Source organism: Streptomyces montanisoli (assembly GCF_017813245.1).
Lineage (GTDB): Bacteria > Actinomycetota > Actinomycetes > Streptomycetales > Streptomycetaceae > Streptomyces > Streptomyces montanisoli.
On the sequence record NZ_JAGIQL010000011.1, the window covers coordinates 34558 to 48245 of the forward strand.

10 protein-coding genes are annotated in these 13688 nt (G+C 69.0%); 5 read left to right on the forward strand and 5 right to left on the reverse strand.

Features of this window, described 5'->3' with window-relative positions; genetic code table 11:
- The first annotated feature begins 5 nt into the window (after positions 1-5).
- The 3 genes from JFN87_RS04965 (at position 6) to JFN87_RS04975 (ending at position 8462) form a co-directional block, all read left to right on the forward strand.
- Positions 6-2975, forward strand: coding sequence for a DEAD/DEAH box helicase (locus JFN87_RS04965; RefSeq protein WP_209338639.1), 2970 nt, complete (start codon positions 6-8; stop codon positions 2973-2975).
- Positions 2975-7075: an Eco57I restriction-modification methylase domain-containing protein gene (locus tag JFN87_RS04970; protein ID WP_209338640.1), complete on the forward strand. Its 4101-nt coding sequence runs from the start codon at positions 2975-2977 to the stop codon at positions 7073-7075. Before JFN87_RS04965 ends, JFN87_RS04970 begins: the two co-directional genes overlap by 1 nt.
- Positions 7076-7205: 130 nt before the next feature.
- Complete coding sequence (locus JFN87_RS04975; RefSeq protein WP_209338641.1) at positions 7206-8462, forward strand: hypothetical protein; 1257 nt, start codon at positions 7206-7208, stop codon at positions 8460-8462.
- Positions 8463-8465: 3 nt separating this feature from the next.
- On the opposite strand, the gene JFN87_RS04980 is transcribed toward JFN87_RS04975, so the two are convergent.
- Complete coding sequence (locus JFN87_RS04980; protein WP_245178759.1) at positions 8466-8993, reverse strand: TetR/AcrR family transcriptional regulator; 528 nt, start codon at positions 8991-8993, stop codon at positions 8466-8468.
- An 82-nt stretch (positions 8994-9075) separates the two neighbouring features.
- Between JFN87_RS04980 and JFN87_RS04985 the strand changes: the two genes are divergently transcribed.
- Complete coding sequence (locus JFN87_RS04985) at positions 9076-10245, forward strand: epoxide hydrolase family protein (protein WP_209338642.1); 1170 nt, start codon at positions 9076-9078, stop codon at positions 10243-10245.
- A 15-nt stretch (positions 10246-10260) separates the two neighbouring features.
- Here the strand turns inward: JFN87_RS04985 and JFN87_RS04990 are convergent, their stop codons facing one another.
- From JFN87_RS04990 to JFN87_RS05000, 3 genes are all read right to left on the reverse strand, one after another.
- A complete protein-coding gene (locus tag JFN87_RS04990) occupies positions 10261-11103 on the reverse strand; it encodes a hypothetical protein (RefSeq protein WP_245178760.1) in 843 nt (280 codons plus the stop codon).
- A gap of 237 nt (positions 11104-11340) precedes the next feature.
- Positions 11341-11532: a DUF397 domain-containing protein gene (locus tag JFN87_RS04995; protein WP_209338644.1), complete on the reverse strand. Its 192-nt coding sequence runs from the start codon at positions 11530-11532 to the stop codon at positions 11341-11343.
- Entirely contained in the window at positions 11529-12440 is a 912-nt protein-coding gene (locus tag JFN87_RS05000) for a helix-turn-helix domain-containing protein (protein ID WP_245178761.1), read from the reverse strand. The genes JFN87_RS04995 and JFN87_RS05000 overlap by 4 nt, the downstream gene beginning before the upstream one ends.
- Positions 12441-12619: 179 nt before the next feature.
- Here JFN87_RS05000 and JFN87_RS05005 point away from each other — a divergent pair, with 179 nt between their 5' ends.
- A complete protein-coding gene (locus tag JFN87_RS05005) occupies positions 12620-13069 on the forward strand; it encodes an ATP-binding protein (RefSeq protein WP_209338645.1) in 450 nt (149 codons plus the stop codon).
- A 54-nt stretch (positions 13070-13123) separates the two neighbouring features.
- Here the strand turns inward: JFN87_RS05005 and JFN87_RS05010 are convergent, their stop codons facing one another.
- On the reverse strand, positions 13124-13660 hold the full coding sequence (locus JFN87_RS05010; protein WP_209338646.1) for a GNAT family N-acetyltransferase: 537 nt from the start codon (positions 13658-13660) through the stop codon (positions 13124-13126).
- Positions 13661-13688: the final 28 nt, after the last annotated feature.

A 13688-nucleotide genomic window follows, 5' to 3' on the forward strand; every position in this document is an offset into this window, starting at 1 on the left:
ATCCCATGAGCCTCACGTACACAGCCGGTTCACTGGTCGCCGCGCGCGGCCGCGAGTGGGTCGTGCTGCCCGAGAGCGCGGCCGACATGCTGGTGCTGCGCCCGCTGGGCGGGAGCGAGGACGACATCGCGGCCGTGTTCCCCGCGTTCGAGGACGTGCGCCCCGCCGAGTTCGCCGCGCCGAGCCCTGCCGACCTCGGCGACCAGGGCGCGGCGGGCCTGCTGCGCACCGCGCTGCGCGTCGGGTTCCGGTCGGGCGCGGGCCCGTTCCGCTCGCTCGCGTCGATCGCCGTGGAACCCCGCGCCTACCAGCTCGTCCCGCTGCTGATGGCGCTGCGGCAGCGCACCGTGCGGCTGCTGATCTCGGACGACGTCGGCATCGGCAAGACGGTCGAGGCGGGCCTCATCGCGAAGGAGCTGCTCGCGCAGGGCGAGGCGACCAGGCTGGCCGTGCTGTGCGCCCCGGCGCTGGCCGAGCAGTGGCAGGGCGAACTGCGGGAGAAGTTCGGCATCGACGCCGAACTCGTGCTGGCCTCCACGGTGTCCCGCCTCGAGCGCGCCCTTGAGCTGGGCCAGTCGCTGTTCGACAGGCATCCGTTCACCATCATCTCGACGGACTTCATCAAGTCGACCCGCCACCGCGAGGACTTCGTCAAGAACTGCCCCGATCTCGTGATCGTCGACGAGGCGCACACCTGCGTCGCCGCCGACGACGCGCGGGGCCAGGCGTCGTCCTCGACGCACCAGCTCCGCTACGAGCTGCTGCGCAAGGTCGCCGCCGACACCGACCGCCACCTGCTGCTGCTGACCGCGACCCCGCACTCCGGCAAGGAGTCCGCCTTCCGCAATTTGCTCGGCCTCATCCGGCCGGAGCTCGCGACGCTCGACCTGGAGGCCCCGGCGGGCCGCGCCAGGCTCGCCGAGCACTTCGTGGCCCGCAAGCGCGCCGATGTCCGCTCCTATCTGACCAGGGAGGACGGCCTCGCCGATGACTCCCTGGCCGAGCGCACGGCCTTCCCCTCCGACCGGTGGACGAAGGACGAGCCGTACAAGCTGACGCCCGCCTACCGCGCGCTGCTCGACGACGCCATCGCCTACGCCAGGGACCGTGTGCACGCGGCCGGGGAGCAGGGCGGGCGGGAGGCGCGTATCGCCTGGTGGTCGGTGATCGCACTGCTGCGTTCGATGGTCTCCTCTCCCGCTGCCGCCGCGCAGACGCTGAAGACCCGTTCCGAGTCGGCCGCCGCACGCACCGCGCACGAGGCGGACGTGCTGGGCGCCCCGGTGGCGGCCGACTCCGCGGACAACGACCGCCTTGAGGGCATGGACGTGGCTCCCGGCGCCGCCGAGAGCGAGGACGCGGGCGCCCGGCTGCTCGAACTCGCCGAGCGGGCCGGGCAGCTCACCGGTCCCGCGCAGGACGCCAAGCTGAAGGCGCTCACCCGGCACCTCAAGGGCCTGATCGCCGACGGCTACCATCCGATCGTCTTCTGCCGCTACATCCCGACCGCCGAGTACCTGCTTGCGCAGCTCGACGGCAAGCTCGGCAAGAAGACGAAGATCGCCGCCGTGACCGGCACGCTCTCCCCGCAGCAGCGCCTGGAGCGCGTCGAGCAGCTCGGCGCCGCGTCGGCCGAGGAGGCCGGGGACCAGGCCGTGCGCCGGGTGCTGATCGCCACCGACTGCCTCTCCGAGGGCGTCAACCTCCAGCACCACTTCGACGCCGTCGTCCACTATGACCTGGCCTGGAACCCGACCCGCCACGACCAGCGCGAGGGCCGCGTCGACCGCTACGGGCAAAAGCGCGACCAGGTACGCGTCATCACCATGTTCGGCGAGGACAACGGCATCGACGGCAAGGTCCTTGAGGTGCTGTTCGCCAAGCACCGGCAGATCCTCAAGGACCTCGGCATTTCCGTCTCCGTGCCCGACGAGACGGCGTCCGGCGTGACCGACGCCGTGGTGGAGTGGCTGCTGCTGCACGGACGGCAGGGCAGCCAGGAGTCCCTGTTCGAACTCGAAGGCCATCAGGAGTCGTTCGACCGGATCGAGCGCGAGTGGAGCTCGGCGGCCGAACGGGAGAAGACGTCGCGCTCCAAGTACGCCCAGCGCGCGATCCACCCGGAGGAGGTGGCCCGCGAGGTCGCCGCCGTACGCGAGGCTCTCGGCGGCGCCGGCGAGGTGCGCGGATTCGCCCTGGAGGCGCTGCGCGACCTGGACGCGCTGGTACGCGACCCGCGCGACGGCAGCGGCGACTTCACCGCCCAGGTCGGCGGCACCCCGGCCGGGCTGCGCGACGCGCTCGCCGCCACCCTCGGCGGCCGGCTCGTCGAGGAGGACCGCGAGATCCCGTTCCGAGCCAACCCGGCGATCGGCCGCGGCGAGGCCGCGCTGGTACGCACGGACCCGGCGGTCGGCGCGATCGCCTCCTACGTCCTCGACTCGGCGCTCGACGCCGACTCCCCCGGCCCCCGCCCGGCCCGCCGCTGCGGCGTGGTGACCACGGACGCGGTCGCCATCCGCACCACGCTCCTGCTGGTCCGCTACCGCTTCCACCTCACCCTGCCCTCCCGCACGGGCGAGCGGCAGCTCGTCGCGGAGGACGCACGACTGCTGGCCTACGAGGGCACCCCGTCGCGCGCCCGCTGGCTGGACGACGGCGCGGCAGCCGCCCTCCTCGCGGCCCGCGCCACCGCCAACACGCACGAGCAGCTCGCACGCAACCAGATCACCCGCGCCCTGGACGGCCTGCTCGACCTCGCCGAGCACCTCACCGCATACGGCACGGAACTGGCCGCCGAACTCGACGCGTCGCACCGCCGGGTACGCAAGGCGAACGAGGAGATCGTCCGCGGCCTGAAGGTCGTCCCCCAGGAGCCCGCCGACATCCTCGGCGTGTACGTCTACCTGCCGCAGCAACCCGCCGCCGCCACCACCTCAGCCCCCGTCTCTACCGCCTCCGGAGCCGAAGCCTGATGCCCGCCGCCACCCGCACCGCCCTGGCCTTCACCGCCGTCACCCCGGTGGGCGGGCTGCTCCCCGCCGACATGCTGCTGCGCATCGCCGAGGCGCGGAACCTGCCGGGCACCAAGCCCGCCGACTACGGCCTGCCCGCGTCGGTCCCGGTGCGTGACGAGGCCGAGCGCGCCTGGGAGTACCTCAAGCCGCTCTGGCGCGACCTGCGCGCCGCCCTGCCCGCCGACCCGGCGACGGGTGCGCCCGCCGCCGACCCCACGGGCCGGGCCGGCACCGACTGGCTCGCCCAGCTCTTCCGCAAGCTGGACTTCGGCGCGCTCACCGAGGTCGGCCCGGCGGGCATCCCCGCCGACTCCGACCCTGACAAAGCGTTCCCGGTCTCCCACCGGCACGGGGCGGCCCTGGTCCACCTGATCCCCTGGAACCAGGAGCTCGACAAGCGCCCGGCCGCGGGCCAGGTCCCCGCGCAGTCCATGCTCCAGGACTGCCTCAACCGCACGGAGGCCCACCTGTGGGCGGTCCTCACCAACGGCCGCCGCCTGCGCCTGCTGCGCGACTCGTCGTCGTTCGCGACGGCCGCCTACGTCGAGTTCGACCTGGAGGCCCTCTTCGACGGCGAGCTGTTCAGCGAGTTCGTGCTGCTGTACTGCGTGCTGCACGCGTCGCGCTTCCAGGTCCCGGAAGGGGCGGCGGCGTCGGGGTGCTGGCTGGAGAAGTGGCGCGCCGAGGCCGTCACGTCGGGCGCCCGCGCCCTGGACCAGCTCCGCCTGGGCGTGCAGAACGCGCTCACCGCACTCGGCACCGGCTTCCTGCGCCACCCGGACAACGGCGCACTGCGCGAGAACACCGACCCGAAGGCCCTCAAGGACGCGCTCCTCCGGCTCGTCTACCGCCTGCTGTTCGTCTTCGTCGCCGAGGACCGCGACGCCCTGCTCGACCCGGACGCCGACAAGCGGCAGCGCGAGGCGTACGAGCGCTACTTCTCCTCGGCGAGGCTGCGCGAACGCGCACGCCGCCGCCAGGGCACGGCCCACGGCGACCAGTACGCGGCGCTGCGCATCGTCCTCGATGCCCTGGGGACGGAGGGCGGCCGCCCGGAGCTCGCCCTGCCCGGCCTGGGCGGCCTGTTCTCCACGACCGGGGCCGACGCGCCGCTGGACGGCCTGAAGCTGTCCAACGAGGCGCTGCTGACCGCCGTGCGCCACCTGGCGCAGGTACGCGACGCGGGCGCGCGCCGCTGGCGCTCGGTCGACTACCGCCACCTGGACGCGGAGGAGCTGGGCTCGGTCTACGAGTCCCTGCTCGAACTGGAGCCGAAGCACTCCGCGACGGACCGCTCGTTCGAGCTGATCGAGGTGGCGGGCAACAGCCGGAAGACGACGGGCAGTTACTACACGCCGTCGTCGCTCATCGAGTGCTTGCTGGACACCACGCTCGACCCGGTGATCGACGACGCGGTCAAGCGCGGCGGCGAGCGCGCGGCGGAGGCGGGCCGCCCGGACCCCGCCGACGACATCGTCAACGAGCTGCTCTCCCTGACGGTCTGCGACCCGGCGTGCGGCTCGGGCCACTTCCTGGTCGCGTCGGCCCGCCGTATCGCCAAGCGGGTGGCGTCGGTGCGGGAGCGCAACCCGGAGCCGACGGTGGACGCGGTGCGGCACGCGCTGCACGAGGTGGTCGCGCGCTGCGTCTACGGCGTTGACCTCAACCCGATGGCGGTGGATCTGGCGAAGGTCTCGCTGTGGCTGGAGGCCCTTGAGCCGGGCAAGCCGCTGGGCTTCCTGGACGCGCACGTGAAGCACGGCAACGGGCTGATCGGCGCGACGCCAAAGCTGCTGGCGGGCGGCGTGCCGGACGACGCGTTCAAGCCGATCGAGGGCGACGACAGGAAGTACGCGGCCGGTCTGGTCAAGCGCAACAAGAAGCAGCGCAGCGGCCAGGACGAGCTGCTGTTCGACACCGAGCCGCTGCCGGGCAACGACGCTTACGCCGCCGCGCTGAGCCGCATCACCGCCGCCCGCGCGGACCGCCTGGAGGACGTCCACGCGCAGGAACGCGAGTACCGCGCGTACGTCGAGTCGAGCGCGTACGTCCAGGACCTGCACGCGGCGGACGCCTGGTGCGCGGCGTTCGTCTGGCCCAAGCAGCCGGGCGCCCCAGAGGCCCCGACGGACCAGGTCTTCCGCGCGCTGCGCGGCCGTGACCAGTCGGCTGCGCCGGATGCCACGCACGCCGAGATTCTGCGGCTGCGGGACCAGTACCGGTTCTTCCACTGGCACTTGGAGTACCCGGAGGTCTTCTCGGTCCCGGAATCGGGGGCGGGCGTGCAGCCGGGGACGGGTTGGGCCGGCGGGTTCGACGCGGTGGTTGGTAACCCGCCGTGGGAGCACCTTGAGCTCAAAGAACAGGAGTTCTTTGCCGCCCGGTCTCCGGAGATCGCTGAGGCGGCTGGAGCCCGCCGAAAGAAACTTGTCGCCCGACTCATCACTGACAACTCAGTTCTCTATCGCATGTACCAGGACGCCAAGCGCGAGATCGACGGAACTCGGCACTTCGCTAGCACTTCCGGGCTTTATCCCCTTTGCGGTCGAGGGCGAATCAAAACTGATGCTGTTTTCGCAGAACAGGATCGGCGCCTTGGAGCGCCGCGCGGGCGCATTGGCCTTATCCTGCCGACCGGAATCGCGACGGACGCGACGACACAATTCTTCTTCAAGGACTTGATTCGGCGAAAGAATCTCGCAGCGCTTTTCGACTTCGAGAACCGCAGCGCCATTTTCCCTGCCGTCGATTCCCGCATGAAGTTCTGCATACTCTCCCTGACCGGCCCTCAAGTCCCTGAACTAGCCGCCCGCTTCGGTTTCTTCCTGCATGACCCCGCCGAGTTGGTCGACCCAGATAAGACTTTCCCCCTCAAACCAGAAGAGATCATCCTTCTTAATCCTAATACTGGAACTTGTCCGATTTTTCGGTCTCGCCGAGACGCGGAGATCACCATCGGCATTTATCGGAGAATCGCAGTATTCGTCAACGAGAAGAAGGAAGAAGACGGAAATCCTTGGGGCGCAAGCTTCATGCAGGGTCTTTTTAATATGACCAGTGACTCGCATCTTTTTCGCCCTTCCGCCCAGAATGGCGAGACCCTCGATGATATGCTGAGGCATGGCTGGCACCTAGACGGAAATATTCTCGTACGCGGCAATGAGCGACTCCTGCCGCTTTATGAAGCGAAAATGCTCCACCACTACGATCATCGCTGGGCCACTTACACGGATGACGACTCCGTGCAGGACATCAGCCTGGGCGAGAAGCAGGAATCGCACACTTTCCCACTGCCGCGTTACTGGGTGCCAGAGAACGACACCCCCACAGGGAAGATCAACGCGGACGGCCGGGCGGTCATGGACCCGGGGGTCACATCTCGCCTCGGCAGTAAGGGCTGGACTCGCCAATGGCTACTTGGATTCCGTAAAATTTGCCGAGCCACAGACGAACGCACCGGGATCACCTTTGCATCTCCCATTGGGGGGTTCGGCGACTCTGCAAACCTCTTGATTCCGGGCAAAACAAACTTCCCGGAATTGCTATATTGCAACACCACCGCGCTAATCCTCGACTATGTACTACGCCAGAAGCTTGGAGGTACCAATCTGAACTTCTTCCAATTCGAGCAGCTACCCCTCCTGAGTCCGAGCCAGGTAATTCGTCACGCAGCGCTGATCACCCCCCGCGTGCTCGAGCTCTCCTATACTGCAGAAGATATGGCACCCTTTGCACGGGACCTGACCGACACCGGAACCCCCTTCCGTTGGGACGAAGCCCGACGAGCCGTTATCCGCGCCGAACTCGACGCCCTCTTCTTTCACCTTTACGGCGTCAGCCGCGACGAGACGTCCTACATTCTCGACACGTTCCCCATTGTGAAACGCAAAGACGAAGCAGAATACGGCACCTACCGCACCAAGGAACTAATCCTCGCCGAGTACGACCGCATGGCCGCCGCTGGCCTGACGTTGGAGACGCCTCTCACCGAGGGCGAGTCCGGCACCTATCGCTCAACCCTCACCCCGCCCCCTGGCCAGGGCCCCCGCCATAGCTAATCCGCTCACCCTGGATGACCGCAACAATGGCAGCCCAGGGGCCGAGCACAGTCAATCACCCCAGTAAGTCACCCATTTTCCTCCCGCACTCCCATCTCCCAAGCACGCAAATCACTTGAAGGAGCGGGTCATGGACGACGAAATTCAGTTCATCAGCGACGGTGCCGGATTGGCAGTCCTCGGGGACCCGACGACCGTCGAAAGCTTCCTCGCCTCCGAGGGCCTGCCATCGAAGGACCTGGGACTACGAAGACTCAAGTCTCTCTTCGGCACCGGGGCTGCACTCGAACAGGCGGGTTCCGAGATTGCCGCCAACTCCGGCCGTTGGGTGAAGCTGACTCCGAAATCGGCGAAGCTCGTCAAGAAGTACGGTCTGCGGGAGAGCTCGAAGACCGGCTTCAGCACAGGCGTGGCGAAGGGGAAGAAGGGCCAGATCAGAGGGTTTGTTGAGTTTGCGAAGTCTCCCCGCTCGCTACTGACCAATCCTGCGGCCCTTGCCGGTGCCGCAGGGATCATGGCGCAGCTTGCGATGCAACAGACCATGGACGAGATCACCGACTATCTCGCCGTGATAGACGCGAAGCTCGACGACGTACTGCGCGCCCAGAAGGACGCGGCGTTGGCCCGCATGATTGCGGTCGGTTTCGTCATCGATGAGGCCTTGACCGTCCGCAAGGAGACAGGCCGGGTCGACGAGGTGACGTGGTCGAAGGTGCAGGCCCTGCCGACCGCGATCGCCGAGACGCAGGCCTACGCGCTGCGCCAACTCGACGCAATCGCTGAAAAGTTGGAACACACGACCAAAGTCGGCGATCTCGTCACGACGGCCAGGGAAGCCGAGTCCGTGGTGCGGGAGTGGCTTGCCGTGCTGGCTCGCTGCTTCCAGTTGCAGGACGGCATCGCCGTACTCGAACTCGATCGGGTGCTGGACGCATCCCCCGAGGAGCTGAACGGGCACAGACTCGGACTGCGGGCGGCCCGCCAGGACCGGTTGGAACACATCTCGCGGAGCACCGAGCGTCTGCTCGCCAGAGTGGACGCAGCTACCGGTGCAGCCAACGCGAAGGTGCTGCTGCACCCGACCAAATCCCCGGCGGTCGTCAAGTCGAGCAACCTGGTCTCGACCGGCATCCACGACTTTCACGAGCGGCTCGGGATCGAATCCGGTCGCCAGTCGTCGGAAGCCCGGCGATGGGCGGACGCGGCCTCCGAAGCAAGGGTCAGGGCGCTTGAGACCGGAGCGAAGGGCGTTGGCGCCGCCAGGAGCCTCGGCAACGAGACCCTTGGCCGGGCCAGTTCGGTGAAGGACAAGCTGTCCAGCGGGATCGCCGAGCGGGCGCGTCGCGTGCGCGGCGACCAGGAAGACGCGCCGAAGAAGGCCGAGTAAGGGTCAGGGCTGGTCGCCCGCGAGGGCGATCGCGCGCGCCTCAGGAACTCCCAGCATCAGCAGGGTCGTGATCGTGGCCGCCCGGGCACCGAAGGTTCCGTTCGAGCGGGCGCTGTCCGCGATGGCGAACAGGACGCCGTAGGCAACCTGGCTCAGGATGCCCGCCAGCAGGTGCTGCGCGAACACGTCATTGTCCTGCCCCCGCTGCACGAGGTCGGCGAGGAGCTCGTCGACCGGCCCGAGCAGGCCGTGGATCGCCTCGCCGTACTCGCCACGGCGCAGCGCCAGCAGCACGCGGTACCGGTGCGCCACCGGCCAGACGCGGGCGACGAACTCGGCCCACGCCATGTCCGCTTCCGCGTCGGAGGCGTTGACTTCGGTGAGCACGGCGGTCATTTCGGCGACGGCCCGTTCCGTGAGCGTCCGAACCAGGTCGAGCCGCGAGGGGAAGTGGCCGTAGACCGTGCGTCGGACGACGCCGGCGGCGGAGGCGACATCACCCATTCCGGCGTCGGGGTTCTCTCCCAGCACGTCGAGGTGTGCAACGCAGTAGGTTGCACAGCAGTGTGCAACGAAGGGTTGCGCCGCGCCTCAAAGCTCAGAGGAGATGGCCATGACCGCAGCGACGACGCCGACCTCGGCCCTCATCCGCCCGTTCACCGTGTCCATCCCGGATGCGGAGATCGACGACCTGCGGAAGCGACTGGCCAGAACTCGTTGGCCGGATCCGGAGACGGTGGGCGACTGGTCACAAGGGGTGCGCGTGGAGAACGCCAGAGCCCTGGTCGAGTACTGGGAGCGCGGCTACGACTGGCGGCGCTTCGAGGCCGAGCTCAATCGCTTCCCACAGTTCCTGACCGAGATCGATGGTCTTGACATCCACTTCATCCACGTCAGGTCCGAGAATCCCGACGCGATGCCGCTGATCCTCACGCACGGATGGCCGGGCTCGATCGTGGACTTTCTGAAGCTGATCGATCCGCTGACCGATCCGGTCTCGTACGGCGGAGACGCCGCCGATTCGTTCGACGTCGTCATCCCGTCGCTCCCCGGGTTCGGGTTCTCCCAGAAGCCCACGGAGACCGGGTGGATCGTATCCCGGATCGCCGACGCGTGGGTGGAGCTGATGAGGCGCCTCGGCTACACGAAGTGGGCCGCGCAAGGAGGCGATTGGGGTGGCGTCGTCACCACCGCTCTGGGGGCCATGCAGCCCGAAGGGCTTCTCGGCATTCACCTGAACACCCAGTACGCCTTTCCCGCACAGATTCCCGACGCCGACGCCTTGTCGCCGGAAGAGCGCCACGCCATGGAGACCGTCGCCCTCTACACCGGCGATCTCGGTGGGTCGAGTCACCTCCAGGGAACGAAGCCGGAGACCGTCGGATTCGCCCTGGCGGACTCCCCCGCTGGCCAGGCAGCCTGGATCTACGAGAAGTTCCAGTCCAAGACAGAGAACCACGGGCTCGCCGAGGACGCGCTCAGCATGGACGACATGCTCGACGCCATCTCCCTCTACTGGTTCACCAACAGCGCGGCGTCGTCCGGCCGCATCTACTGGGAGAACAAATCGGCCACGCTCGCCGGCCCGAAGCTCGCACTTCCGGTCGCGGTGACCGTCTTCCCGAAGGACATCCCACTCCCGCCACGAAGCTGGATCGAGGACACTTACAGCAATCTGGTCCACTACGGCGAGGCCGACAAGGGCGGGCACTTCGCGGCCTTGGAGCAGCACGAGATCCTCGTCAGTGAGATCCGCACCGGCCTGCGCACCCTCCGTTCCTGACGGCAACGCGCGGACTCAGCAGCCGAATTCGGGGACGCCGCCTTCAAGGAAGGCGCGGACCAGGGCGCGGCCCCGGGTGGCAGCGGCGGCATGCTCGGACGGGGCTTCGGGTGGCGGGGTGTTCAGGTTGTCGCAGCGGCGGCAGGTGCCTTCGTGCGCCGTTGGGCGGCCGCACTCTGTGCACTCGTGCCAGCGCGGCGCGGTAGGCGTGACGGCGGGCGGTTCTGCGGCTGGTGGCAGTTTGCGCGTCAGGCGGTCGCGCAGGAAGCCCGACGCGCTGTGGATGCGGTCCGGCAGGCCGTTCAGGAGGGCGTGGGCGAGGGCGCGTGAGCCGTGGCCGCGTTCCAACCAGGGGGTCACCAGCGGGGCGAGTGCTACAGCCTCGGCCGCGCCGAGGCGCAGGCGTGGTTCCGGTGCCGTTACGCGATGGAGGAGGGCTGCGGCCTTGCCCATGGCCGTGTCGGGTGCGGGTGTGGGTGTGGGTGTTGGGGGGCTTGCCTCCCGCCCGGTCGCCCGTGCGCGCTGGCGGGGGAGGGTGGGTTGTTTCTCCGGGTCATTTACGGGGTGAACGCCCGCGTCGTCGGTGGCCAGTGGACCGGGACCCGGGTCTACGGCACCCGGCGCCGCCGCCCCCTCGGCCCGGGGCACGTCGAAGACATGGACCTGGCTGGTGAATGTGCCGTCCGCCTTGCGTACGCGTTCTACGAGGTAGTAGCCGAACGCGGTGAGTTCACGCAGCGCCTTCGCCACGGCGAGACGCCCCTGGGGGCTGGTGTCGGCCATCTTGCGGCCGTCCTCGCGCCAGCCGTCCGGCCTCGACAAGAGGTCGGCGAGCAGGCCACGGGCGGTGTACGACAACCGCCGGTCCTGCAGAACCGTATTGGGTAGGACAGTGAAGCCGCGCGTAGGGCGGCTACGATGAATGTGCATGGGGAGTGGTCGCTCCTTGTGCCCGGCCCCGTAGCGTTGGCGCGCTGCGGGGTCATCTATTGAGTTTGTCGCAACAGACGGTATCACGGTGTTCACATATCGTCACCCATACGTACGGGTCGGGCCCGAGAGCGGCCTTCCGCTCTCGGGCCCGACCCGGTTGGTTCAGACGGCGGACGCGAACCGCACGAACTGCTCCCAGGTCCCTCCGTCCACGGCGAAGGCCGGACGCGTCACGTCCTTGGAGTCGCGTACGTGGACGGCCTGTTCGCCGAGCGCGACCTCCACGCAGCTGTCACCCTGGCTTCCGCTGTAGCTGGACTTGAACCAGGCGAGCTCTCCCGTACCACTGCTCATGCCTCTCCTCGCATTCGCTCCAGCAAGGCCCGGGATTCCTTTGGGTTCAGGGCCTGCGAACGCAGTGTGTCATAGCGCTGACAGAGGACACTCACCTCTTTCGCATCGGAGATCAGCCGACCGTTCTCCTGGCCCTCGGAGTATCCGAGCCGCCGTCCCTCCGCCGTCTCCAGTACCTGCACCGGGCCGTCCAGGCAGGCGTGCAGCCCCGCCTCCAGCGGCACCACCTGCAACGTGACGTTGCGCGGCGCGCTGCGTTCCAGGACGTGGTCGAAGAGATCGCGCATCGCCTCCGCGTCTCCGAACCTGCGCCGGAACACGTGCTCTTCGACGATGAAGCTGAACGGCACCCTCGGCCGCTCACGCATCATCGCCTGACGTTCCATCCGCGCCGCGAGCTGCGTTTCCAGTTCCTCATCCGTCCGCAGCGGGATCGTGCCCTCGAACACCGCCCGCGCGTAGGCTTCCGACTGCAAGAGCCCCGGCACGAGCCGGCACTCGTACGTGCACAGGCCCACCGCCTCACGCTCCAGCCGCGCCCACCGCCGGAACCAGGCCGCGAAGCCGGCCTCGCCCCGGCTGAGGTGACGGGCGGCCTTGCGCAGCGCGCCCGTGTTGCCGAGGGCCTCCTCCGCACGCTCCACGAACGCCTCGTCCGGCATCCGGCGACCCAACTCCACGGACTCGACCGTGTGCTTGGAGTACTGGACCCGTGCGCCGAGATCGACGCGGCTCAGCCCCGCATGCTCGCGCAGGGCCTGGACGACCGCGCCGAACGTGCGCAGACTGTCCGACGGGTGCGGCTCCCGCTCACATTCCGATGCTGGAACCGCCGCCACCGCCGCCACCCCGCCGACGCTTCCCGCGCCCGCCTCGGTCCCCGCCTCGGCCCCTTCGCCGTTGCCCATCCCCGTCCGCCCCTCTCCCGGTTCGCGCCCAGCGACCGCGACCGGTCGTCGCCGTCCCCGCGCTCGGGACTCAGCGTGACGGAAACGACCCGTACCGTCCACCCTCCGTGCCCGTACGCTGACGCAGCGTACGGGGCGAACCGCTCGCCTCCCCCGCCTCCGGCGGCCACGCTGGCCGCATGAAACAGGTCGCGCCCCTCGCTCCCGTCCCTGCCCGTACGTTCTCCCAGCTGCTGTCGTCGACGCGGCGCGGTGCCCGGCTCGCCCGGCTGCTGACCGTGACCGAGCTGCACGCGTGGGGCGCCGCCCCGGACCTCACGGAGCATGCCGAACTCGTCGTCGGGGAACTCGCCGCGAACGCCGTGCTGCACGGCCGGGCGAACGGCCGCGACTTCCGGCTCGGGCTCGTCTTCGACCCGTCGCATGGACGCCTGCGCATCGACGTCACCGACGCGCGCGGCGACCGCAGTCCGCAACCGCCCGGCGCGAGCCCCGATCCCGACGCGCTGTGCCCCGGCGGGCGCGGCCTGCTGCTCGTCGCCGCGCTCGCCGACTCCTGGGACACCGTCCCCTACCCGCCCAGCGGCAAGACCGTCCGCGCCTTCCTCACCGGCCCGCCTCGCGCCTGAAGGGCGGGGAGGGAAGCGGCATGCACGTCGGCGGCACGTCGGCGGTCTCTCCCGTCAGCCGCGACCCGCCCACTCCTCGTGCAGGAGCCCGAGCACGGCCTCGTCGGTGTGCGTGCCGTAGCCCCAGGCGGAGCGGCGCAGGGTGCCCTCGTGGGTGAAACCCGCACGCAGGGCCGCCTTGATCATGGACTGGTTGTCGCCGGCCGTCTCGATCTGCAGCCGGTGCAGGCCGCGTACCGCGAAGCCGTACTCGCACAGCACGCGCACCACGTCGAGGCCGAGGCCGCGGCCGCGGAACCCGGGGCGAAGCGAAATGCCCAGGTGGGCACGGCGGTTGTAGGTGTCGATGCCCCACAGGAGGGCCTCGCCGGCGAGCTCGGCGGTGGCGAGCAGTTCGACGGAGAAGTAGGCGATGTCGCTGCTGTCGTCCTGCGTCGCGTACGGGGAGTTCTTCGAGCCGACGGGTATCGGTCGCCAGGGCGCGGAGTCGGCCACGGCCTGGGTCCTGACATCGTCGTAGAGTTCGGAGTGGAGGACGGCTACGTCCTCCTCGTGTCGGGCCCTGAGCCCGATCTGCTGGCCTCGGATCACGGCCCATTCGTATCCGACGACTTCGGCA

Excerpts from the sequence above, each read along its gene's own strand:
- JFN87_RS04970 (WP_209338640.1), top strand. The coding sequence starts at position 2,975 with ATGCCCGCCGCCACCCGCACCGCCCTGGCCTTCACCGCCGTCACCCCG.
- JFN87_RS05005 (WP_209338645.1), top strand. The coding sequence starts at position 12,620 with ATGAAACAGGTCGCGCCCCTCGCTCCCGTCCCTGCCCGTACGTTCTCC.
- JFN87_RS05000 (WP_245178761.1), bottom strand. The coding sequence starts at position 12,440 with ATGGGCAACGGCGAAGGGGCCGAGGCGGGGACCGAGGCGGGCGCGGGA.
- JFN87_RS04995 (WP_209338644.1), bottom strand. The coding sequence starts at position 11,532 with ATGAGCAGTGGTACGGGAGAGCTCGCCTGGTTCAAGTCCAGCTACAGC.
- JFN87_RS04985 (WP_209338642.1), top strand. The coding sequence starts at position 9,076 with ATGACCGCAGCGACGACGCCGACCTCGGCCCTCATCCGCCCGTTCACC.
- JFN87_RS04975 (WP_209338641.1), top strand. The coding sequence starts at position 7,206 with ATGGACGACGAAATTCAGTTCATCAGCGACGGTGCCGGATTGGCAGTC.
- JFN87_RS04965 (WP_209338639.1), top strand. The coding sequence starts at position 6 with ATGAGCCTCACGTACACAGCCGGTTCACTGGTCGCCGCGCGCGGCCGC.